The organism is Hallella absiana (assembly GCF_025457485.1).
GTDB lineage: Bacteria > Bacteroidota > Bacteroidia > Bacteroidales > Bacteroidaceae > Prevotella > Prevotella absiana.
Genome location: NZ_JAMXSP010000020.1, coordinates 1 through 22533, shown reverse-complemented (window position 1 = coordinate 22533; position 22533 = coordinate 1). Strand labels below are relative to the sequence as shown.

Here is a 22533-nt window from a genome sequence, read left to right as displayed (position 1 = left end):
TCTATGTATCTTATTGCGTATGAGCATACCTATATGTATTTTCAATCATTGATTCACCATGCAGTCGATACCGTCACCTTGCCGTACATCCAAGGGACAAAGACGGTGCTGCTCGTCGGCGACGGTGTCACCGTGGCAGTCACGTCCCTGTCTGTAGCCACGGTGGCTGCGCCATTGGTGAGCGTCATGGGGATGGCATAACTGTCACTGGTCTTCACCGGTATGATATACGTGGCCTTCCGTCCGTACCACTGGCTGCCCGCGTCGAGCGTGAAGGTCTCACTGTAGGTTGCCGTCGATGTCGCGGTGTTTTCCAGAGGCTTGAAGAGTTTGCCACCGCCGCTGAGTCCCTTGAGCGTGATTTTGCTCAGCATGACATGGTGCTGCATGCTTGTGTCCACGTTCCACTGCATGTCGAACTTCGCCCCCACATGGTAGAGTACCATATCGATATAGGGGGAGTTGGTGCCGAAGTCGTTGACCGTGCCATAGTATTTCTTGTCGACATTGAGCAGGTTGTAAGGTGAGGAATAGAGGTTTTTCAATGCCTCCCCCTCATTACCCGCGGCTTCACTGCCGAGTATGAAACCGGCATTGGCAACATCGTTTCCCGTATAGCTGACTGTGATGGGCACCGATGACATTGCGGCGTAGACCACTCCCGCGGATCTGTCCTCAGGGATGATGATACCGATTTTGCCCGTATAGGTATAGACGGAGTCCTTCTGATAGTCGCTCGTCGTTACCTTCACCCAGTTCTCAGGCTTCAGCCTATAGCCGCCGGCTACGTCCATGCCCTCTGGTGTGAGCACCGTGGTTTTGGTACCATCCATAGAGGTCACCACAAGATATATATAAAGATGTGTGGGCAACACAAAATGCTCATACGTCCCCGGGTCGCCCTCTGCACGTGTGACCTTGGCACCGGTCCTGTCAGCCAGACTGGCATCATTAACCGGTATGGCAATATTGATCGGCATTCTCACCAGTCTGTCAGCCTCGCCCGACGGTGAGTCTGACGAGGAACAGGAGGCAAAGAACAATGCCCACGCACCTACTATTAATATTATGGTCTTATGAATATTCATCATTGTGTTTGGTCTATATCTCCGGATTATACTCTCCGCCTTTCTTCCAGTCGAGCGTTACGCTGGCACCGACGTTGCTGTTTCCGGTATCCACGCCCCCGTCATCGTTGACATGAACCCGGATGACACGGACATCGCCGGCTCTCAGTGGCTTACGCACATAGAGCACGGTGCGTGTGACACTGCCGCCGGGCATGTCGTTGAGGACTATGATACGCCACACAGCATCGTTGGAGGGGGACTCCGTGCCCTTGCCGACATTCTTTGCGGTTATTCCCCTACCCCACTTCGCGGTGACCTGAGAATCCGCTCGCGAAGGGAAGGCGATGCCACAATAGGCCACGGAGTCCGTGCCCGGGACATCAATGGCGTCGGTGCGTACGAGACTGTTATGGTCCCAGTGCCACGTACTGTCGTTGGGCGTGAAACTCGTGGCCAAATCGGCAAGAAAGACGCGGGTGCGCCGTACCATAGGGTTTTTCTTCAGTACCACGGACACAGAGGCATCGGCAGGATAGAGGTTGACTTCCCAGCTTTGGTTCACGTTGCCCAAGACATCCATGTCCAGCGTACCGGCAAGGATGGCATGGTTGTGACTGTCGATAGTGTCGTTGAGAAACTGCGTCAGGCGTACCGTTGCAGCCATCGTGGTGTCCGTGAGGAATATCGACGGATCCGCCTGGCCAATGACAGCGATATGCCGGTAGTTGTCTGCCGGGATAGAGATGCCGAGTGCTGTCCGACGTCCCTCGGTATGCAGCGAATAATAGATCGGCGCATCACCGTCTGTAGGAAAGAAGCCCAGTCGCACTTCCGAGGTGGCAGGCTGCATGATGGGCGAGAAATAGTTGTTGAGAGCCTTCAAAGTCATTGACCCCGTGCTGACCTGCAGCTGTTCACTGAGTTGCAGGTTGATATTGCTGACCACCTTCAGTTCATAGTTCAGCGAGTACGTGTCCTCGCAGTCTGAGCGGTCGTCATCAATAAACGTGCAACTTTGCGCCGTGAGCAGAAGCAAGAGTGCCGTGATCAGTGCCCTGATGTGAAATGTCATGGTTATCGAGATATTTATGTTAGGGCGGTTCCCCCGTGACCGCCCTAACAAATGTTCTACATGCCGATGGTGAAAGTCAGACCGCTCTGCCAGTTCAGATCCACACTCATGCCGATGCTCAGAGCAGGTGTCCGCAGATCCGGGATGACGTTGTAGGCGGCACCAAGACCCTTGTCGTGGTTAGTGTCGCTGTTTTCCGTGATCGTCAGGTTGGCAACCGTCGTATAGTCCTGCTGGAAGACCTTGGTCAACTTCACGCTTCCTGACTGCGTTGGCTGCGTCACCTCACCCTTGTCATTTGTCGGGTCGAGCTTGGCCACCATATAGAAGTTGGCACCTGCCTTGATGATTTCTCCATTATGCCCGGAAAAGTCCTTGCCTGTATTATTCTCCAACTCCACAACCATATACGCTGGCTGATTCGCAATCGTTTCCAGCACAAGAGTATGGTTCACAGCCGAACCGCCGGTCTTAGCTGCCATGTCACTGGGCACATTCTTGTCATAGATCGTATACTGAGTGGTACCGTCTGCCGACATCGCCTGGAACTGCCAGTCTACGGCCTTTTGTCCGCCCACAAGTATCGACTTGACAGGGAAGCCATCGGTCGTCACCACAGCACCCGTGTGATCCTTGAGCGTAGAGGCCAGCGTCACCTTTGTGTCGAGACGACCTACAGCATACTGTATCTGATTCTTCAGCGCGATAGAACGTGTGGATGCCTGAACGGAAGCATTGTCATTGGAATAGTTCTTAAGAATATTCTCCCACGAAGTACCATTCACATAGTCTCCGTTTCTTTCCGCGTTGTCGGTCTTGATCTTCGTGTTGACGAAATACCAGAGGTTGGCAGGGTAGACATAAGAGTCCATGGCTGCGATGCTGGTGCCATCGTCCAAGACACTCTTGTCAGTTTGAACAGTGAACTTCTTATCGCTGTCGCTCCACTTCACCGTAGCAGCACCATCAGGCAAGTTGTTATCCTCTGGATAGCCGTTGAGCGATGCGTCAAAAGTCAGATTACCGCCAGATTCTGAGGCATATTCACTTGCCGTGATAGCAGTCTCCACAGCCTTGATAATAGCCTGATTGTACTCGCTCTGGTCCTTCAACCCAACGAGCGAGGTGTAGAGATCCTGCACGGCAAGCTGGACATTCTTAGAAGAGCCGGCAGTCATAGAAGTGAAGTTTTTGTACAAAGTTGCTAAGGCCTTGCCTTGACCAGAACCTGCATCTTCTGTGACAGCGCTCCATGCCTTGCCGTCAGTGGTCTTCGCGTTGGCAATGCTTGTCAGATAAGCGGCAATCTTATCCCCCACTGTGGTTGATGGATTTGCGGCAATAGGTTCCGGCGTGAAAGTGATGCCAGACGGCACACCGGCATCCAGCCCTACAGCTTTCAGCGTACCAAACTTAAATTTGTCTGAAGTACCCGCCGTGGCATCAATAGCCTTGCCATAAAAGAGAAAGGCATTGGTACCCGTGGGCACGCTCACGTCGTTGTATACATGGGCATTACCGGTGCCCGTGATTTGGTCTTTTGCAAGCGAATTGACAGTAGTGTTGGGCAAAACGATGTTTTTGTCGCCATTGCGCGATGCCGTATTATCCACCCCTTTTTCTGAGACTTTAAACGGTATCAGCGAGATATTGTCAATGCCCCGGAACACGGGTGTCCCTTGCGCCTGGGTAACATCCTCGCTCATGCGTGTGCCAACATGTCCTTTGGCATTATTTGTACTACCCCCCCCCAGGCAAGCCTACCGACAGAGTGAATGATGTTTTCACCATTTCATCCGCAGGCTGAACCTTGCCACTGTCCGACGGATTGTCCGACGCGCAGGAAACAAGGAACAAAGGTGCGGCAAGAGCTAACGCACCCGCTCCAATGATAAAAAGTCTTTTCTGCATATCGTTTCGTATTTGAGAATTATATATATATATGTTCTATATCAACAACTGACAGTCATTAAAAAGCATACACGATGTCCACCGCCGCCTTGGGCAACAGATACACCTTGTTTTTTCGTGCCAAGGGCTTACCGCAGTGCACACAATCATATACCCGATAGTGTGTCCATGAGAGATCGAGACCAGCCTGGACATCAAGGCTGAAACCGCTGCCAAGATGCCAGGCGTAGCCGCCAAAGCCTCCCGCGCCAACCAAGTCGCCTTGGATGCGATGATCACGGGCATCCTCGAACATGCCGAAATAATGAAGCTTGAGATTGGAGAGATTGTAGTGCACCCACAGCGCGTCGAAACCATAGAAACTGCCTCGCCAAGGCGTAGCACCAGACCACCTGCGCGCATAAAGATCCATACTCATATGGCGGTACTTGCGTAATGTACTGTCGTCGCTGGGCCAGGGACGGAAACCAGCCGAGAGCCCTATCGTCCAAGCACTGTCCAACCGGGATTCCACACTAAGATTGGGAGTAAGCGTGGTCGTGTACACAAGATTGCTTCCCAACGCCACCCGTTGAGCACCACAACTCGTGCCTGACAGCAGACCTGCTGCGATCAACACGACTATCTTACTGCTTGACTGCATACATACCCTTGCCATAACACTACTATTATAAGTGATGTATCAGCTACGCCAATACAATGTTTTTGCAAATATAAGGTTTTTAAGAATACTAGAGGGCCTTTACAATGATTTTAACATCATTTTTTTCAAATTACGCGAAGGTAGATTTTTAAATTACGCGAAGATAGACACAAGAAAGTAAAGAATAGTCACCATAAAGCCCGATCCACTTTACTTCTTTTCTTTTTCTCCTTCTTTGCATCAATTACGAAGCATAGCAAAACATACGACAGCAGACAGAGCGTTGCTGAACACACAGTATGTAATATGTACTTTGGGGAAAGTAGTCGGTAAGAGAATCGAACTCTTATGCCAAGATTGAGAATCTTGTATCCTAACCGTTAGATGAACCGACCGTTAAGCGATAAAAAATCCTCTCTGTACGAGGCGGAGAGGCTTATAAAGTAGTCGGTAAGAGAATCGAACTCTTATGCCAAGATTGAGAATCTTGTATCCTAACCGTTAGATGAACCGACCAGTTCAAAGGTCTTAAACCTTTGCGGAAGCTGGGGGATTCGAACCCCCGGTACGCGAAAAAGCGCACGGCAGTTTAGCAAACTGCTGGTTTCAGCCACTCACCCAAACTTCCAAAGTTGGCAAACAACTTACAGCATTTTCCAAATGCGGTGCAAAGGTACTACTTTTATTTTGTTCCACCAAACTTTTGCCTAACTTTTTCTTTTCTAAACAACATTTTAAGCATAAGCTCAACCAGGAATTACCACAGTCAGCCATACCTTAATTCACTTATGCAGAGACTATTTCACGAATCACACAGATAAACCTTCCCATTTGCATCCGTTACTGCATATAAGAATATGCATCCGTGAAATCCGTGAGTCTACCACGGCAACGTGTTCTTGAAAAGCACATCCTTGATATCCTTCTCGTGGTCGTAGAAGAAGCGGGCCACGATCGAAGACAAGATCGCAGAGGTCGGCAACTTCTCGTCACCGGCATACTTCAGACGGTCCAAGACATTTTTCAGCGTCTCGTCGATATAGATGGTAGCCAGCTTGCCACCGCCCACCTTATAGTCGTGCGCCAGGTCGAGGAAGAGCTGCCACGAATCCTTGCTGTCGTCGCGCGTCACATGATACTCGCGCTCAGCGTCAGGGGCGGCTTTGGGTCGGCGTCCACGGCGCGCCTGCATATCATCCCTATTTGTCGCACCTTGCAGATAACCATTCGGCACCGGCCGTGATGCCTGAGACTCATTGCGTGCGTTCGCCGGACGTATCACCCCATTGCGCGGTGACGGCTGTTCAGCTGCACGATCCTGGTAGAGTTGACTGTCATGCACACCAACAGGCTGGTCTCCACGGCCTTCACTTCCGTCCATTGTCTGATAAGTTTTAGACTCGTCCGTCATATCTGGGGTAGGGGAGACCTGCCGACCTTCTTCCGTACCCTGCTCGTGGTTCTCCTGCAGGACTCCGTTCTCGCTATGCTCACCATCTGAGTGTAACTTCTCGTCGCTTTGTCGCAACTCCTCCTCCTCATGCTTCTCCTGTTCCTCACGCTTCTCTTCTTTCTTTTCCTCACTACCGTGATTGTTTGTATCATTGTTCGGCTGAGTTCCACTCTGAAGACCTTTCACGAGATCCGAGATGCTACCCGGAAGCAATACTGATGTTTTCTTCTTAGCCATATTTTATTTTTATATTTTTATATATTTAATTATTTATACCTATAGATTAATATATTATATATTCACAGAAGCATACATATATACTATCACACACAAATAACACATTCAGAACAAGTCATTTAGCCTTTTAACACCACACACATATACATATATATATAAATATAGTATAGAAAAGTATTCATATACATATATAATAATATGTGCATTGTCGTATCTAAATATGTATTTCCCGCTCTCGATGTGTTATTCTTTGATTCGACGTATAATAAACTCGAAGGCGGGTCTCACCGCGTCGCGTTGTGAGGGCGAGATCTCAAAGGTATTGATTCGCTTTAGTGCCGCACGTGCCGTGATACGCGGCGTCACAGCGCCGAGCTGTTTGAATATGGCATCGGTCTGCTTCCACATTTTGAGCTCATCATTTGTTCCGATACGCACATCGATACGGTTGGGCACGAAGAAGAGTTTAGCCTGCATCTCGGGTGTTAGTTTCCGCAGAGCATTGATCACCTGTACGAACATACCGGTGGAGTCGAGGGTTTTCTCCTCATATTCGTAAGGACAGATGATATAGTCAGCATTGGTAAACATAGGTACGAGTCCGTCTTCGGAAACATTACCAGGCGAGTCAAACAGCACATAGCCGTCGGTCTGTGACGCTGAGTCCATGAGTTGCTGCATAGTATCAGGATCCGCCACGTCGAAATCCTGCACATTGTATGGTTCCTCAGTATCGGGGTAGAGTTCACGATCTTTTTTTCTCTGCATCATGATGGTTTTCTGCAAGTCTGTGTCTATGATGCACACATCCTGCTTTTTCCACGCCAGATAGTTAGCAAAGAGGATACAGAGCGTAGACTTTCCGACACCGCCTTTTTGGTTGGCGAAAACTATCTTTTTATTTTTCATCTTTATCTATTCGTTTATCTATTCAAATATGTAAGTATATAAATAGTGGAGTAGGGCGGTATATGAACATATAAACCTATACATATATAAGTAAATAAAAACATATCCACACATCCACTGATTTACAGTTGCAAATATAAGAATAAAAAATGATATAGACAAATATACCTTTAAGTTTTAATACTTTTAAATATAAGGATAAAAGTATTTAAGCATATAGATATATAAAAACATTCATTTAAAGAAACGGATATATATAGATGTTTTTATGTTTTAAATTATATACGTATATACACAAAATTTTCTTTATACCTTTATATTTATATATATGAACGCAAATAGATCTATCTTTATATTACTATATAGTTATATATGGATGTTTGTATATATTTAAATAGATGCATAAAAAGACTTATAAGCAAATCAATAACTAAATAAACAAGATCTAAAAGAGAGCGACTGGTATCGATGAATTCGTTGAAAAAAGAGGTGGCATCTATTTCTTTAAATATTTATATAGATATTTCTTTAATTGTTTATATAGTTAGTAATTGTCTATCATTTAGGGAGTTAAACAAAAGATTTGCAGAATAGAGTAGGGGGACGACAATGATAATACGCATCGATTTCATCGAAAGTCCATGATGTCAGAATAAGAAAAGCTGGTGGAGAAATTGGTCGTAATACAGAAACATAAGGATTTATAAAAGTAAATATATGTTTATATAAAACATTGTATAGTTGGAAATATAGAAAAATATAACTATATCAGATTGTTTATATATGTGATAATATAAATCTTTATTTATATATAGATATACTTTAATAGAAAGTCTTATATATTTATAAATAGGTATATAGTTATGTTTTAAAATATAGATACGCAAAGATAAATAGATTCTTATATATGTATATAAAGACTTAATAATATATTTAAAGCTAAGAACAAATAAATGTATGAGTGTATACACTAAAGTATAAAGGAATAGATATATATTGCGATAGATAAAGGAATATATAAAAAGAGGTGTACGTAGATGGTTATTTAATTGTAGATACATACAAATAAATGAATTAACAAATGCGTGAACGGATGTATATCAAAAGAAAAATTTAATTTTGAAAACTTCAAAAGGTAGACTATCTTTAGAGATCTTTTAGTATCATTGATTAGTAGAACGCTGTATGATCCTTAAAACCAATTAGTTACAGGATTGTTCGGCGACATATTAGTAAGGTGGTGCGACATATTAGTAGGTTTACTGCGACATATTAGTAGGTTTGCTGCGACATATTAGTAACATGTTTGAGGCCTTTGCGACATATAGGGAAAGTGTTGGCGACAAATAGGGAACGTCTTGTTATTGTTATGATCTTTGTTTTACGATAACCCTTCTTTATTACTTGCTATTAGCGTTTACTCATTATCATACCTTCTTTTCATCGTATTTTATGTAATATTATAGTCTATTGATATATATATACTTATGTCTTGTCTGCGACAAATTAGTAGGTTGTTGATGATATGTCAACAGTCGTTTGTGCGACAAATTAGTAGGTTGCTGATTATCTTTTACATATTTGTGTTTTCTCATTTTGCGCGAAATTGCGGTCAGATGGTCGGGTGCTTCATTTTTTTCGATTCTCAGCGCGTTTTTTTCGGCGTGTTTGCCTTTATTTATTGGCCTTGGCGTGCATTTTTTCTGTTCTTTCTTTTTGTTGTTTTAGGTGATATTTGTGGTATCAGTGCGTCTGTTTCTCTCATATAGGCCGATGAGTCTTGGAGAACATCCCCCTCTGACGCATTGTTTTCGAGTCTCCAAGTCTCGTATCTTTTCGTGAAAGATATGTTTCTGTTTGCGTGAAAGACCTGTTTCTGTTTGCGTGAAAGATATGTTTTTGTTTGCGATGTGTGAAGTGTCGGTCCGTAATAAATCTTCTTGGCTACTCTGTTATTCCATCTTTTTTTGTAACTTTGCACCGCAATTGGTTCATGCGCCAAGCATGATGAAAAGGGAACCGGGTGAGAATCCCGGACAGTCCCGCTGCTGTGTGCAGTCCTTTGAGGAGCGAACACACGTGTCACTGACAGCTTTGTCGGGAAGACCGTTCGCCATCCGACTGCGAGCCAGAAGACCTGCCATTGCGAGCATTCTCCACTGTCCGTCCGAGGAGACGGCCACGGAAGTCAGATCAGATGAAAAGAAAGAAGAGCGCATCATTGCTGTTTCTCGTTGTCGCCGCCCTGCCCGCCGGTGCGCAACAGGTGTTCCCCGACACGACCCGCTATCTCCGTGAGGTGACGGTGGAAGCCCAGCGCATCCCTGTCAACACACAGGCTTCGTCACCGACACAGACGTTGACAGCCTCAGACCTGTCACGGCTGCCCTCGCTCGACGTGGGCGAGGCACTGAAGCATCTTGCTGGTTTGCAGGTACGCGACTATGGTGGCGTCGGTGGCATGAAGACGGTGGATGTGCGCGGACTTGGCTCGCAGCATACCGGAGTCGTCTACGATGGCGTGCAGGTGGGCGACTGCCAGACCGGTCAGGTAGACCTTGGACGCTACTCTCTGGGCAATGTTTCCTTTCTCTCGGTGACCGTGGGTCAGGACGACGACATCTTCCAGAGTGCCAAAAGTCTTGCTTCTGCCGCTGTGGTACACATCTCTACGTCTGCCTTCGACGTACCGCGTCGCTGTGAGGGCCTGCTGCGCACCGGTTCCTATGGTTTTGCCGAGAGCACCGTGCTGCTCTCCAATACATGGCATCGCCTGCACGCCTCGTTGTTTGCCGACGGTCAGCGTGCCGACGGCATCTATCCCTTTCACATGAAAAACGGAGTGCAGCGTATCGACGAACGGCGACGCAACAGCGATGTCAACCTTTGGCGAGGAGAGCTGAATCTGGGCTACGACCTCACACCGCGGCAGCAACTCAGGCTGAAAGCCTACGGCTATGAGGCGTGGCGCGGCTTGCCAGGCGCAGTCATCTACGACAATCCGCTGGCACAGGAGCGTCTTACGGACAAGAATGCTTTCACGCAGCTGACCTATCTCAACCGCATCTCGGATGACTTTCGACTGAAGGGAGCACTGAAGTGGAACTATTCATGGATGCGAGACCATGACGTGCAGGCACAGCGCACGGTGGAGAACACCTACAGGCAAAACGAACTCTACGCCTCGGCGACGGCTTGGCATCGCATCGCCGGATCGCTGACTGCCGCGCTGGCCGCAGATTTGCAGTACAACCATCTCAACACGACGGTGCCCAACTGCCAGTTCCCTACACGGTGGTCGAATTGGACCTCGTTGTCGCTCAACTGCCGTCTGCCGTGGCTCACCGCCGTGGCTTCGTTGCTCTCGACAAATATCTGGGAACGGGTAGAGGTTGGCAATGCCTCGCCTAACCTTCATCGGCTCACGCCAGCGTTCAGTCTTTCGGTGAGTCCGATGCGCGGCTTACACTTGCGATTGGGTTATAAAGACATTTTCCGCACGCCGACACTCAACGATCTCTACTATACCGGCGTGGGACGGCGGAGCCTAAAACCCGAGAAGAGCCGACAATGGAACCTCGGAGCTACGTGGCAGCACGACAGTCAAAGGCAGCATCTCGCACTGACGCTTGACGGTTACTACGGTCATGTGACGGATAAGATCGTAGCTGTACCAAAGATGTTTCTCTGGCAGATGATGAACGTGAGCAAGGTACGACAGCTCGGACTCGATGCCACGGCACGACTGGAGCAGTCGCTCGGCCGTCGGTGGTCAGTGAACGCAATGGCCAGCTACAGCTATATCAGTGCTACGGACCGCACAAACGCTACCGACGTCTACTATGACGACCAGATTGCATACACGCCGCGCCACTCGGGTAGCGGCGACATTTCGCTGTGCACGCCGTGGCTTACCGTGGGCTACAGTCTGCTTGCCGTGAGTCATCGTTACTTCCTCGGCTACAACATCCCCGACAACCGTGTGGACGGCTATACCGATCACAGCGTCTCGCTTTCGCGTTCATGGCGTTTCGGTCAGCATCAGCTCAGGGTAAAGCTCGACGCTCAGAACTTGGGTGGTCACAACTACGAAGTGGTGCGATACTATCCTATGATGGGGCGGAATTGGAAGATCAGCTTAGAAGTAGCCCTTCCCTAAGGCCCTAAAGCCCTTTCCTAACCCTCCCCAGGAGAAGGCAACCGTAATATCCGCAAGGACGGGGATCGCTGGTGGTGCCGTAGGCGGGCTTTACGCCCGCCCTAACCAGCTTGGAAGTATCTCCTCTCCTTGGGAGAGTGGGTACGGGGTGGGGCTATGCATGAAATCTTATAATTATCAATCATAAAAACGAAAGTATGAAAAAACAATTGTATTCACTATTGCTGCTCCTCTCTGCAGCATGGATGTTCACCGCTTGTAGCAGTGACGATGATAACAACACGGCCATCGACTGGGAGACTTATTCCCACACGATCTTCGCAGCCGCTGCCGGCAACTGGGGACAGAACAACGGTGCCGTTGGTGCTATCGATGCGGACAACAGCGGCAAATACTCCTACACCGACATCTATAAGACTGCCAACGGTAAGCTCGTCGGCGACGCGCAGGATGTGCTGCCACTCTATCATAAGCTCTATGTCGCCAGCACCACATCGTCTAAGATAGAGGTGCTCGACGAGAAGGGTAAGGTGGAGAAGGCTATTCTCAAGCCCGGCGCTCAGTTCCGCTATCTGGCTACCGACTATGATCATGTCTATGTCTCTGCCTACAACGGCTATATCTATAAACTCACCAATGGTGACCTCACGGACAGCGTGAAAGTAGGTGGCTATCCCGAGGCGATGTCTGTGGCCAACGGCAAACTCTACGTCAACATGTCGGACTACAAATACAATAACTCCGGCAAGAGCATCTCGGTCATTGACCTGAAGAGTTTCAAGAAGACCAAGGAGCTCGACTGCGAGCTCAACCCCTATAACCAGAGCGTGGCAGTGGGCAATAAGGTGTACTTCGTCAGCACCTATCACGCCGACCAGGACGGTGCCCTGCAGTGCATCGATGCCACAACGGACAAGATAACCAACACGGGCGTGAAGGCTTCCGCCATCGCTTATGATAAGGTAGACAACAGCATTGTCGCTCTGCTCACGGGCTATGACGCCAACTGGACGCTGTCGGTGAAGAGCTTCTTCCGCTACAGCCTCGCTGACGGCAAGACAACACAGCTCGACCACAGCGCGTTCACCTCTCCGCAGCAGGTCAACGTGGATCCTGTGTCGGGTCGTATCTTTGTCATCGATAACCCGAGCTACACGGCTCCCAGCTCACTCTATATCTACGACAACAGTGGTAAGCTACTTCAGGGTGGCTTGCAGATGAGCTACTCGGTTCAGAACATCCGCTTCTTCGCTGAGGCATATAAATAAGGAGTAAGGCGCACACCTACAGCCGCTCCGGCCTTACCCCATACCCATCTCCAAAGGGAGAGGGGGAGTAGTATGCTGCAAGGCTATGGCATGACCACGCCGGGCTATTTCCTCATGGACGACTTCAACGGTGTCTACGACGGACGCAGCCGCAAACTGGCAGCCATCAGCAAGAGCGACGCTCCGACAGCTATCTCCGCTGTCAGCGTGAACCGTGCTCAGGCTCACGATGGTGACGCTTACAACCTCGCCGGACAGCGTGTCGGCAAGGACTATAAGGGCGTGGTGATCATCAACGGAAAGAAAGTGGTGAGAAAATAATGGCTTACAAGTAAGCCGATACACCATATATAAATATAAAGCCTGCATGATTCACAGACATTCATGTGAAATATGATATTCATGAATAAAGCAGGCTAACATCAAGGGTATCAACGGACAGGCCGGCAACATATCCCGGCAGTCCGTTGATATTCTTTTTTCTGATAGAAAAATTTGGCGGCAGCATAAGAACAGAGTCCTCTTTTGGTACTTTCTTGTTTTTTTATTACCTTTGCGACAAGAATCTTAAAAAGAAGACCTTCCGCCTTGAACACATCATCTCATATTGTATCTTTGCGCACTGCGTCATCCCGCATTGCCTCATTTCTCCGTCTGTTGTCCCTGACCGTCATCTGGCTGGCCGGTGAGACAACGCTCAGCGCTTTCCAGCCCAAGCGCTATCATCTCGATGTGCTGGCCATGAACAATGGTCTGCCGAGCAACTTTGTCGACGACATCTATCAGGACAGCTACGGTTTCGTGTGGGTGTGCAGCCGTGCCGGTGGCCTGGTACGCTACGATGGCTACACCTTCGACTATTTCGACAGCAGGCAGTGGGGCGGCAACCTGCTGCGCAGCCACTCCTGCAAGAATGTCGTGGAGGACAACTACCACCGCCTGTGGATAGCCTTTGACGACTACACGGGCGTGCTGAGCCTCGATGCCATGAAGGAGCAGCAGCCTCCGTGCGCCACGCCGGCACTGACCAGGAGACTGCGCCAGGCGCTCCGTGAGGGCGGCATCAGAACCTATAAGGACGGTGTCGGCAACATCTGGGTGGCTACCATCGGCCATCTCTACCGCCTCTCCTTCGACACGTCGGGCACCGTTTCGGCCATCGCCGCCATGCCCTACCGGCTCAACGCGCCCGACGTGGCCCTCTACGATGTCGGCGGCAAGGGCAACGTATGGCTGGGCTACGACACCTCCATCGCGCAGCTCTCGGTGCAGGGCGACCGTGTCGTCGCCCACAACCGCAACGCGTGCTTCGCCCCCATCGTCGGCAGCATCTTCGCCATCATACCCTATCAGGGCCATCTGTGGCTGGGCACCTTCAGCGGCATCTACATCAACGACGCCGGCAAGACACATCTCTCCCACGGCATGTCGCCCATGAGCCTGTCACACAATCTTGTGACCAGCTTCGCCGTCGGCGCCGACCACGAACTGTTCATCGGCACGCTCGGCGGCATGAATGTCTACGACCCGCGGAGCCACCGCATCGAGCATTACGGCATGTCGTCGGCCGACCTGCCGCTTACCAGCGACTTTGTCAATTGCTTCCTGGTCTCCCAGGGGCAGATATGGATCGGCACCGAGTCAGGCGGCATCAACAAGCTGTCGCCGCGTCTGCTCAGTCTGGTCAACTACGTCCATTCCCCTGTCGACGCCGGCTCCATCTCGCCCAACTGTGTCAACGCGATGTATGCCCAGCCCGACGGCACGCTGTGGGTAGGCACCGTCGAGGGTGGGCTCAACCGCAAGGCACCCGGCTCCGATGTCTTCACCCACTACACCACCGCCAACTCCGCGTTGCCCCACAACAGCGTGTCGACACTCACCGCCGACCATGCCGGCCACACGTTGTGGATTGGCACATGGGGTGGGGGAGTCTGCTCGCTTGACCTGCGCCATCCGTCGGCCGTCCGGCCTCTGTCGCTGCAGAGGCCCATGCAGCGCATGCTCGACTTCACCGGTGCTCTCGCCGTCGATGAGCGCAACCAGGGGCTGTGGGTCGGCAGCAATGTCGGAGTCTTTTTCTATGACTTCCGCCGTGGCGTGCTCACCGATCCCTTCCCCGGCAACCGCATGGTCAACGGCTGCATCGGCAGCGTCATCACACGCGACCACCAGCTCTTCATCGGCTGTCAGCAAGGCATGATACAGGTCGACCTCACCTCGCGCCGCGGCCTGGTGTTCACCCGGCACCGCCACTACACCTACAAGCTCGACGACCCCAAGAGCGGCATACTGGAGAAGATACAAGCGTTTTGTGAGGGGCGCGACGGCACGCTGTGGATCGGCAGCAACGGCTATGGGCTCTACCGCGCCGTGCGTCGTGGCCGTGACTATCGCTTCCGGGTCTACACCACCGCCGACGGTCTGCCGAGCAATGCGGTGAAGGGCATCGCCGAGGATCGTGCCGGACGGCTGTGGATCACCACAGACCATGGCCTGTCGATGATGAACGTCAGGGACGAGAGCTTCGACAACTTTTCCGAGGCCGACGGTCTGGCCAGCTCACAGTTTTATTTCAATTCGGCCATTCTCTCCCCCCAGGGCATTGTCTACCTCGGCGCGTGCAATGGTTTGACGGCACTCATGGGACTGAACCGGCCGCCGGCCGCCGCCGCCCATCTGTGTTTCACGCGTCTCTTTGTCGACAACGAGGAGGTCAGGGCGGGCACGCTGATCCTCAGGGAAAACATCGCGCGGGCACGCACCATACGTCTCCACGAGAGCAACCGCTCGTTTGCCATCGAGTTCTCGACCCTGGACTATGGCCGTGGCCACGACGAGATCTACAGCTATCGCATGCGCGGCTACGAGGACGACTGGATACGTCTGAAGCCCGGACAGCACAGCGTGCGCTACTCCACGCTGCCGCCCGGTCGCTACCGCTTCGAGGTGGCCTACGGCAGCACTGTCGCCGGCCGTCCGCTGAAGACGATCGCCATCGACGTGGTGGTCACTCCCTATTTCTATAAGAGCTGGTGGTTTATGCTCCTCGTGCTGGCGGCCGTCATCCTCGCCGCCGTCTGGTCCTACCGCCGCCGTCTCGCCTTGATGCGCAACCGCGAGGCCGAGCGGCTCTACCGTCCCATCGAGACGGCACTCAAGGAGAGCGAAAACCCGCGCGAGCTGCAGTCGCGCGTGCAGACGATTCTCGACAATCAGAAGCGCTACACGCAGAGTGTCGCCAAGACGCAGCAGGCCGACAAGCAGCAGATGGAGCAGTCCGTGCATTCGTTCATGGATCGGGTGATGACGATCATGGAGGTGAACTATGGCGACCCGTCATTCGGCGTGGAACAACTCTGCCATCAGTTGGGCATGAGCCGCGCCACGGTGAGCAAGAAACTCAACGACGAGACGGGAGAGACCACCACCCAGTTTATCCGCGACTACCGCCTCGACCTGGCACGCCGCATCCTCAGGGAAAACGTGGGCAACCGCAACATCTCGGAGATTGCCTTCCGGGTGGGCTTCAACGATCCGAAATACTTCACCCGCTGCTTCACTAAGAAATACGGACTGTCGCCAAGCGCGTACCAATAATAAGCCTCACCCCCTTGCCCCTCTCCGAAGGAGAGGGGAGTAAAATGCTTCAAGAAATGAGAAGCACTCGTAAGGAAAGAAGGTGCGAGAGACGTGAGAAACGTCTGTAAGGAAAGAAGGTGAGAGACGTGTGAAACGTGAGAACGTCTGTAAGGAAAGAAGGTGCGAGAGACGTGAGAACGTCTGTAAGGAAAGAAGGTGAGAGTCTGTTCCTCGGTCATGTGAGGAACTCACAAAAAACGCCCGCCAAGAGGCTAAGTCCGCAAAGGATCTTACATGTCAGACCTCATAAATAAGGGATCTTATACACGTAACAGCCCTTATTAAATAAGGAACCTTATACATGTAACAGCCCTTATTAAATAAGGAATCTTATACATGTAACAGCCCTTATAAAAAAGGATCTTACACATATGTAACAGGCCTTATAAATAAGGAGTGTACCTTTGCTTTCTTAGCTTCTTAGCGAGCGTTCATTATTCACGTCTCATCTTTCTTTCCTTACAGACGCTCTCACGTTTCACACGTCTCTCAGATTCTTTCCTTACGAGTGCTTCTCATCACTTGAAGCATTTTACTCCCCTCTCCTTTGGAGAGGGGCAAGGGGGTGAGGCTGTAGGGGGTGAGGCTGTACGCCTCCACGACCGTCTCGTGTTTCAGCAGTCCGCGGCTCATGACATCCTTGCCGCACTCCTCCTCGGCCATTGCCTCGACGAGGAGCGGCCAGAAGTCAGATGCCGCGTCCATTGGCGGCAACGGCTTGTCGGGTAGCCAACCCGTGCGCAGACAGACATAGCCGAGATATGTCGCGGAATTGTTTTCCGGCGGCGGTGCCCACCGGTATATCACCGCCCGCAGCGTGCGGAGGTGGTGGCGTGCCACATAGGAGTGCAGCACGACGAAGGCAGCCCGCAATCCATAGCGCATCTCGCTGAATTGACAAAAGGCGGGATCGGTCTGTCGTGGCGACATGCCCTTCCATCGCGTCCGTCCGCGTCTGATGTTGAGCGGATTGTTGTTTCTAATTCCCCTTGGGACAATCTTCGTTGTGTTTTTCTTCCTCATCGTCGTCGTCTTTGAAACTCTTGGCATAGTTGATAACAGTGGACAGCACACTGGCCAGCAGGCCCAGGAGCCGGATGATTTGGTTTACTTTCATGTTTTTCGTGTTTCTTAGATAATGTGGTTGGAGAGGCCTCCCGTCCCCTTGTCGTTGGAGAGGGGGCGGGAGGCGAGGCTACTACGCGTTAGCGCCCTTGTTGTCGTCCGTGGTGGCACTGCTCTTGCTGCCCTCGGCCGAGCCGGCATTCTCGCTGAAGAGGCTGGCGCGCTTGGCCGAGATGCCCTCAAAGAGATAATAGCTGTTGACGTGCGAGCTGGTCGGCTTGCCGTCGACGTCGACGCCCTTAGCCTTGATCATGGTGTGCTCTGGCTCGAAGTTCACGCGGTAGCCCATGATGTTCGAACCCTTGAAGTCGCCGGGCGCGTCCACGCCGGTGGACTTCACGTTGATCTTGAAGATGCCCAGGCCGTTGATGCGCACCTTGTTGGAGCTTTGCATCTTGTCGCGCATCACCTCCACCAGCTCGGTGAGGCAGGCCTTCACGTCGGAGCGCTTCAGCGTGCAGTTGCGCTCGATGATCTCGGCGATGTCGTCGAGGTCCACCATGTCGGTGTGGACGGCGCGGGCAAAATACTTGCCGTAGACCTTGCTGTTCTTCAACTTGTTTTGATACAAACGATAATAAACTGACATAATACTAAAAATTTAAGATTAAAACAGGTTCCTCTTGCCTCGGTCTCTTATTAGGAGGGTAGGTGAGGTCTTGTGTTTACGTTTGCAAAGTTACTGCTTCCCGGCAGCGAGGTTGCATGTTTCTGTCAGTTATGGCGTGTTATTGCGTGTTTTTATTGATTATTCGCTGATATATGACTGTCATGCTTGCTTTTTCGGGCATAAAAAAAGCCGCAGCAGCCCGTGTGCTCACGGAGCTGTTGCGGTAGGATAGGGGAGAGAGCCAGCCTTCAGCGCGTCGTGTCACTTGTCGACGGCGTGTTTTCTGGAATAGTAGTTCATATAGTCCGAAGCCTTGAAGACAAGGCGTTCATGTGCTTCCACGGTGATTTTCTCTCCTGTGGCCGGGCTGACATACTGTCTTTCGGCCACGTTTTTGACGAAGAACCGTCCAAAGTCGGGAATGGCCACCTCGTGGTCACCATCGGTGAGATTGTCGGCGATAGCGCCCAGCACGGCATTGATGCATCTGCCGGCTTGCGCTTTCGACACCTGCAGTGAGCGTGCCACGGCATCGGTGAGTTGCGTTCTGTTCATGATAAAAAATGGTTGATTGGTGCAAAGGTAATCATTATTTTGCATTCAGCCTACAATCCTTCCTTCGTTTTTCGGCCGTGGCGCATTCCGCTGCCACCTTATTATATATATGGCGCTGCGCCACGCCGGTGCCGTCGCTTAGCGTCTGCCCTTCCACAGTTTTGTCATGTCCTCGAGCGTCTTGCCCTTGGTCTCAGGCACGAGGCGCCAGACAAAGAGGGCGGCCAGCACGCACATCAGGCCATAGAAGCCGTAGGTGAACCAGTGGCCGAAGTTGTCGCCGGCCTGTAGGTGCATGTTGAACATCGGCACGAACGTCGAGCTCACCAGGAAGTTGAAGATCCACTGGAAGGCCACGGCGATGGCCACGGCGGCGCCACGGATGGTGTTGGGGAAGATCTCGGCGATGAGCACCCAGCAGATCGGCCCCCACGAAAACATGAAGCTGGCCGAATAGACCATGATGCTCACCATCGTGACGATGCTCAGCGCGGCATTGCCGAAGGTCAGCGCCACGCCGAAGGCGCCGATCGCCATGCCGATGGACCCCCAGATGAGCAGGGGCTTGCGCCCCACCTTCTCCACGGTGAACACGGCGACGAGGGTAAACGAGATGTTGACAACGCCCATGATCACGGTCTGCACCATCGGGCTCTGCATGCCCATGTCCTGGAAGATGCGGGGAGCGTAGTAGAGCACGGCGTTGATGCCGACGATCTGCTGGAACACGCTGAGCATGATGCCGACGAAGATACACATCCAGCCGTAGGTGAGCAGTCGCTCGGTCTTGGTGGTGATGGTGGCCTTGATGTCTTTCAGGATTGTCTGTGCCTCGCCGCTGCCGTTGATGTGGCTGAGTATCGCGAGCGCCTTCTGGTCCTGTCCGACCATGACGAGATAGCGCGGCGTCTCGGGCACGAAGCAGATGAGCAGGGCGAAGAGTCCGGCCGGCACCATCTCGCTGCCAAACATATATCGCCATCCTGTGGTGATCGTCCACTCGGCGTCGGCCATGTTGGCGATGGCTCCGGCGGCATCGTAGACGGGGTTGGCATGAGAGCCCAGGATGAGGAAGTTGACAAAGTAGACCACGAGCTGGCCAAAGATGATGGCAAACTGGTTCCAGCTGACGAGCATGCCGCGGATGCGTGAGGGAGCCACCTCACCGATATACATCGGACAGATGGCCGATGCCATGCCCACGCCGATACCGCCGAGCACGCGGTAGAGGTTGAAGACGACGAGCAGTGTCCATGTCGGCTTGCCGTAGGGCAGCAGGCCGAAGGTCTCAGGCGTCATTGAGCCCCAGGCCGAGAGAAAGAAGCAGATGCCGGCGAAGATCAGTGAGCGCTTGCGGCCGAAGCGCGAGGCGAAGAGTCCTGAGAGTCCCGAGCCGATGATGCAGCCGATGAGGGCGCTGGACGATGTGAAGCCGTGGAGGAAGTCGTTGTACTCAAAGTCCTTGGCACCTTTGAAGAATGCCTGGAGGCCTTTCTCGGCACCACTGATCACGGCGGTGTCGTAGCCGAAGAGCAGGCCGCCGAGCACTGCCACCATGACAATGCTGATGAGGTAGGCACGGCTACCCCCTTGTTGCGATTGTTTTTCCATATCTTAGGTTTTCTTAGTTATTTGTTTTCTTGTCTTTGTGGTTGCAAAGATACGGATTTTTTCCGAGACGCATTTTGTCGTTTGTTACTTAATGGTGTATCCTATGTTTCATTTTCCCCTCATTGCGTGGAAAAATCCCCTTGCGGGCCGCGGCTTCATGCTTTTCCCGTGGTTGTCTCTTCCCCGTGGCAGTCTCTTTCCGCTCACAGATTCCTTCCACGCACGTGACATCCGCCGTCGAAGACCCGCCGTGACGGTCATGGATGCGGAGAGTCAGAGAGGCGGGGACAACATGAAAGAAGCGGACAAAACGTATGCATGGCGACTGTCCGTTCCAGAAAATCCGGCGGGGCGTGAAGAGGCCGAAACGGGTATTTTCAGAGCCAAACCGGCCCGATGTGGGGATCATCTCGGCGTGATGACCCGATCATCTCGGCGTGATGACCTGACCATCTCGGCGAGATGGTCGAATCATCTCGCCGAGATGATGACCCTGAAAAGGCTTTTTCGCTGGTCAGTACGCCACAAACACACGGAAAAGCAGCCGGCTCGTGAACAGCAAAGAGGTGGAAAAACTGTATCTTCCTGTCTTTCAGTCATATACAAAAAAACGGCCGAAATTGGCGAATTTCGGCCTCGCACATGACCCGCTACAGAAAAACGCCGTCACGCGGGCGGAAAAATGTCAGATTATTCAACAAGGAGGCATTTCGTGAGTCCACTCGTCGCGCGTCGCCCGACGCATGCCACAGCGGCCACGCCACGGGCGCTGTGCTCCTTAGTTGTTGAGGATACGTCTTGCTCCCTGGTAGCGGTTGCCGTAGTAGTGCTCGTTGATATCAGAGATCGTGATGCCATTGGAGCAGGAGGCGTGGATGAACTTGAAGTCGCCGTTGCCCTCGACCTCAGCCACGATGCCCACATGGCTGATGCGTGCCGACGAGCCGAAGAACACCAGGTCGCCCACGTGCACATCGTCGCGGTCGGTGATGGCCAGTCCCTCGCGCCACTGGTCGCGGCTGCTGCGCCCCAGGCGGATGTTGAGCGCCTTATAGACAAAGCTCGTGAATCCGGAACAGTCGAAGGCGTATGGCCCCATGCATCCACGGCGGTAGGGGCGGCCGATATAGTCCTTGGCTTTGTCGATGATCTGGGAACCCGTCACGCAGAACAGCGCTTCCAGTTCTGAGTGGTCCGTCTCGTCGGGCAGGATATAAGGTATCATGGCCTCATTGGTGGCTGAGCTGTTCTCAGGGGTGCCTGTACCGGCAAAGACGGGAGTGACCGCAAAGGCCACAAGCATGGAAGCGAGGGTGACGAGTTTCTTGATGTGCATGTATATGTCTCCTTTTCTGTATAGGGGTTGGTAAATGATCGTTTTGAAGAAACCGGCCGCGCAAGGCGCGCATCCTGCACGAAAAGGGCGGTCTGAATTTCTATACTGACACAAAAATAAGAAAAATAAATGAGAAATGAAAATGTGTGTTCACACTCTTTTGCACGAAAATGCTTAAATGTGCAGATGAAGCAGGGTGCGCTTATTTGACCTATATCAACTGTTTAGCTCTTTTTCTCGCTTGTTTTTCCCCAACATTGTTCTTGTTTTCCTTAAGGTCTTTTTTGGGATTTTAACGTCCTCAGAGTGGCAGGCGTGTCCGTTCTGAGGACGTATCTCTCACAGCGTCAAGGCTTTCAATCGTTCCTTCTCACGTTGCTGTCGTCGAAAGTGTCGTAGCCGCCCGTCTCGCCGTTGTCTCCGTCGAGGCAGTCGTGCTCGAAGTCCTCGTCGATATGGCGTCCGTGGTGCTTGCCGGTGTACAGTCGCTCCTTTGCAGTCAGTTGTTTGGTTCTTGTGTTCATAGTTGTTTGGTTTTGGTTGTCATACATTGTTGTTTACTCTGCGAATATACGAAAAAAAAACGATACGTGGTACTGTTTGTCCCACTTTTCTTTCATTTTCTTGCGTTTTCTTGGATTGTTCAGGAACGTATTGTATATTTGCAAAAAAATAAAGCAGTTATATCAAACGACCACAAATTCCTCTATTACAGACGGCAAGGGCTTGACCTTATCTATAATGAGAAATAAGGACGTATCGGAGCAGAAAGGGCTGTAACTATTCAGCGAATGGTTTCTATGACTATTTTATCAAGAATTTGAGAATGAGAGAATTATTCTATCGACAGGATTAAAAAGAATTATGAGAAAGAAGGCAGCGAAGCTGCCTATATTTTCCACATTCTTATCAATTCACTATGATGTGCAGGA

Annotated in this window: 18 protein-coding genes, 3 tRNA genes and 1 riboswitch; of the genes, 5 read left to right on the top strand and 16 right to left on the bottom strand. The window is 51.4% G+C overall.

Annotated elements, in window-relative coordinates; translation table 11 throughout:
* Positions 1 to 53: 53 nt before the first annotated feature.
* The 9 genes from NG346_RS10325 to NG346_RS10285 all read right to left on the bottom strand — a co-directional run bounded on the left by NG346_RS10325 (position 54) and on the right by NG346_RS10285 (position 7295).
* On the bottom strand, positions 54 to 1091 hold the full coding sequence (locus NG346_RS10325) for a hypothetical protein (RefSeq protein WP_262279144.1): 1038 nt from the start codon (positions 1089 to 1091) through the stop codon (positions 54 to 56).
* Positions 1092 to 1101: 10 nt separating this feature from the next.
* On the bottom strand, positions 1102 to 2142 hold the full coding sequence (locus NG346_RS10320; protein ID WP_262279145.1) for a hypothetical protein: 1041 nt from the start codon (positions 2140 to 2142) through the stop codon (positions 1102 to 1104).
* A gap of 56 nt (positions 2143 to 2198) precedes the next feature.
* Positions 2199 to 3848 carry a hypothetical protein gene (locus NG346_RS10315; protein WP_262288690.1) on the bottom strand — a complete coding sequence of 550 codons (1650 nt, stop codon included), beginning with the start codon at positions 3846 to 3848 and terminating at the stop codon, positions 2199 to 2201.
* Positions 3849 to 4111: 263 nt separating this feature from the next.
* Complete coding sequence (locus NG346_RS10310; RefSeq protein ID WP_262279147.1) at positions 4112 to 4696, bottom strand: DUF3575 domain-containing protein; 585 nt, start codon at positions 4694 to 4696, stop codon at positions 4112 to 4114.
* Between the two features lie 323 nt (positions 4697 to 5019).
* A tRNA-Glu gene (locus NG346_RS10305) sits at positions 5020 to 5091 on the bottom strand.
* A 49-nt stretch (positions 5092 to 5140) separates the two neighbouring features.
* Positions 5141 to 5212, bottom strand: a tRNA-Glu gene (locus tag NG346_RS10300).
* A gap of 23 nt (positions 5213 to 5235) precedes the next feature.
* A tRNA-Ser gene (locus NG346_RS10295) sits at positions 5236 to 5324 on the bottom strand.
* A 252-nt stretch (positions 5325 to 5576) separates the two neighbouring features.
* Positions 5577 to 6386 carry a hypothetical protein gene (locus NG346_RS10290; protein WP_262288689.1) on the bottom strand — a complete coding sequence of 270 codons (810 nt, stop codon included), beginning with the start codon at positions 6384 to 6386 and terminating at the stop codon, positions 5577 to 5579.
* A 243-nt stretch (positions 6387 to 6629) separates the two neighbouring features.
* Entirely contained in the window at positions 6630 to 7295 is a 666-nt protein-coding gene (locus NG346_RS10285; protein ID WP_262279149.1) for a ParA family protein, read from the bottom strand.
* A 1970-nt stretch (positions 7296 to 9265) separates the two neighbouring features.
* Positions 9266 to 9454: riboswitch (cobalamin riboswitch) on the top strand.
* 38 nt (positions 9455 to 9492) lie between these two features.
* Here NG346_RS10285 and NG346_RS10280 point away from each other — a divergent pair.
* The 4 genes from NG346_RS10280 to NG346_RS10265 all read left to right on the top strand — a co-directional run bounded on the left by NG346_RS10280 (position 9493) and on the right by NG346_RS10265 (position 16322).
* Positions 9493 to 11454 (top strand): TonB-dependent receptor plug domain-containing protein, encoded by a 1962-nt coding sequence (locus tag NG346_RS10280; RefSeq protein WP_262279150.1) that lies wholly within the window; start codon positions 9493 to 9495, stop codon positions 11452 to 11454.
* 197 nt (positions 11455 to 11651) lie between these two features.
* Positions 11652 to 12722 (top strand): YncE family protein, encoded by a 1071-nt coding sequence (locus tag NG346_RS10275; RefSeq protein WP_262279151.1) that lies wholly within the window; start codon positions 11652 to 11654, stop codon positions 12720 to 12722.
* 72 nt (positions 12723 to 12794) lie between these two features.
* On the top strand, positions 12795 to 13043 hold the full coding sequence (locus tag NG346_RS10270) for a hypothetical protein (protein WP_262279152.1): 249 nt from the start codon (positions 12795 to 12797) through the stop codon (positions 13041 to 13043).
* A gap of 267 nt (positions 13044 to 13310) precedes the next feature.
* Positions 13311 to 16322 (top strand): ligand-binding sensor domain-containing protein, encoded by a 3012-nt coding sequence (locus tag NG346_RS10265; protein WP_262279153.1) that lies wholly within the window; start codon positions 13311 to 13313, stop codon positions 16320 to 16322.
* A 531-nt stretch (positions 16323 to 16853) separates the two neighbouring features.
* On the opposite strand, the gene NG346_RS10260 is transcribed toward NG346_RS10265, so the two are convergent.
* The 5 genes from NG346_RS10260 to xylE form a co-directional block, all read right to left on the bottom strand.
* The gene (locus NG346_RS10260; RefSeq protein WP_262279154.1) at positions 16854 to 17387 is read right to left on the bottom strand and encodes a hypothetical protein; all 534 of its coding nucleotides are present in this window, start codon (positions 17385 to 17387) and stop codon (positions 16854 to 16856) included.
* Complete coding sequence (locus NG346_RS10255) at positions 17344 to 17481, bottom strand: hypothetical protein (protein WP_262279155.1); 138 nt, start codon at positions 17479 to 17481, stop codon at positions 17344 to 17346. Before NG346_RS10255 ends, NG346_RS10260 begins: the two co-directional genes overlap by 44 nt.
* Positions 17482 to 17562: 81 nt before the next feature.
* Positions 17563 to 18078 carry an HU family DNA-binding protein gene (locus tag NG346_RS10250; protein ID WP_262279156.1) on the bottom strand — a complete coding sequence of 172 codons (516 nt, stop codon included), beginning with the start codon at positions 18076 to 18078 and terminating at the stop codon, positions 17563 to 17565.
* 282 nt (positions 18079 to 18360) lie between these two features.
* The gene (locus tag NG346_RS10245; protein ID WP_262279157.1) at positions 18361 to 18654 is read right to left on the bottom strand and encodes an HU family DNA-binding protein; all 294 of its coding nucleotides are present in this window, start codon (positions 18652 to 18654) and stop codon (positions 18361 to 18363) included.
* Between the two features lie 138 nt (positions 18655 to 18792).
* A complete protein-coding gene (gene xylE / locus NG346_RS10240) occupies positions 18793 to 20265 on the bottom strand; it encodes a D-xylose transporter XylE (protein WP_262288688.1) in 1473 nt (490 codons plus the stop codon).
* A 292-nt stretch (positions 20266 to 20557) separates the two neighbouring features.
* Here xylE and NG346_RS10235 point away from each other — a divergent pair, with 292 nt between their 5' ends.
* On the top strand, positions 20558 to 20911 hold the full coding sequence (locus tag NG346_RS10235; RefSeq protein ID WP_262279159.1) for a hypothetical protein: 354 nt from the start codon (positions 20558 to 20560) through the stop codon (positions 20909 to 20911).
* A 132-nt stretch (positions 20912 to 21043) separates the two neighbouring features.
* On the opposite strand, the gene NG346_RS10230 is transcribed toward NG346_RS10235, so the two are convergent.
* Together NG346_RS10230 and NG346_RS10225 are read right to left on the bottom strand one after the other, a co-directional pair.
* The gene (locus NG346_RS10230) at positions 21044 to 21601 is read right to left on the bottom strand and encodes a C40 family peptidase (RefSeq protein WP_262279160.1); all 558 of its coding nucleotides are present in this window, start codon (positions 21599 to 21601) and stop codon (positions 21044 to 21046) included.
* A gap of 356 nt (positions 21602 to 21957) precedes the next feature.
* Positions 21958 to 22125 carry a hypothetical protein gene (locus NG346_RS10225; protein WP_262279161.1) on the bottom strand — a complete coding sequence of 56 codons (168 nt, stop codon included), beginning with the start codon at positions 22123 to 22125 and terminating at the stop codon, positions 21958 to 21960.
* Positions 22126 to 22533: the final 408 nt, after the last annotated feature.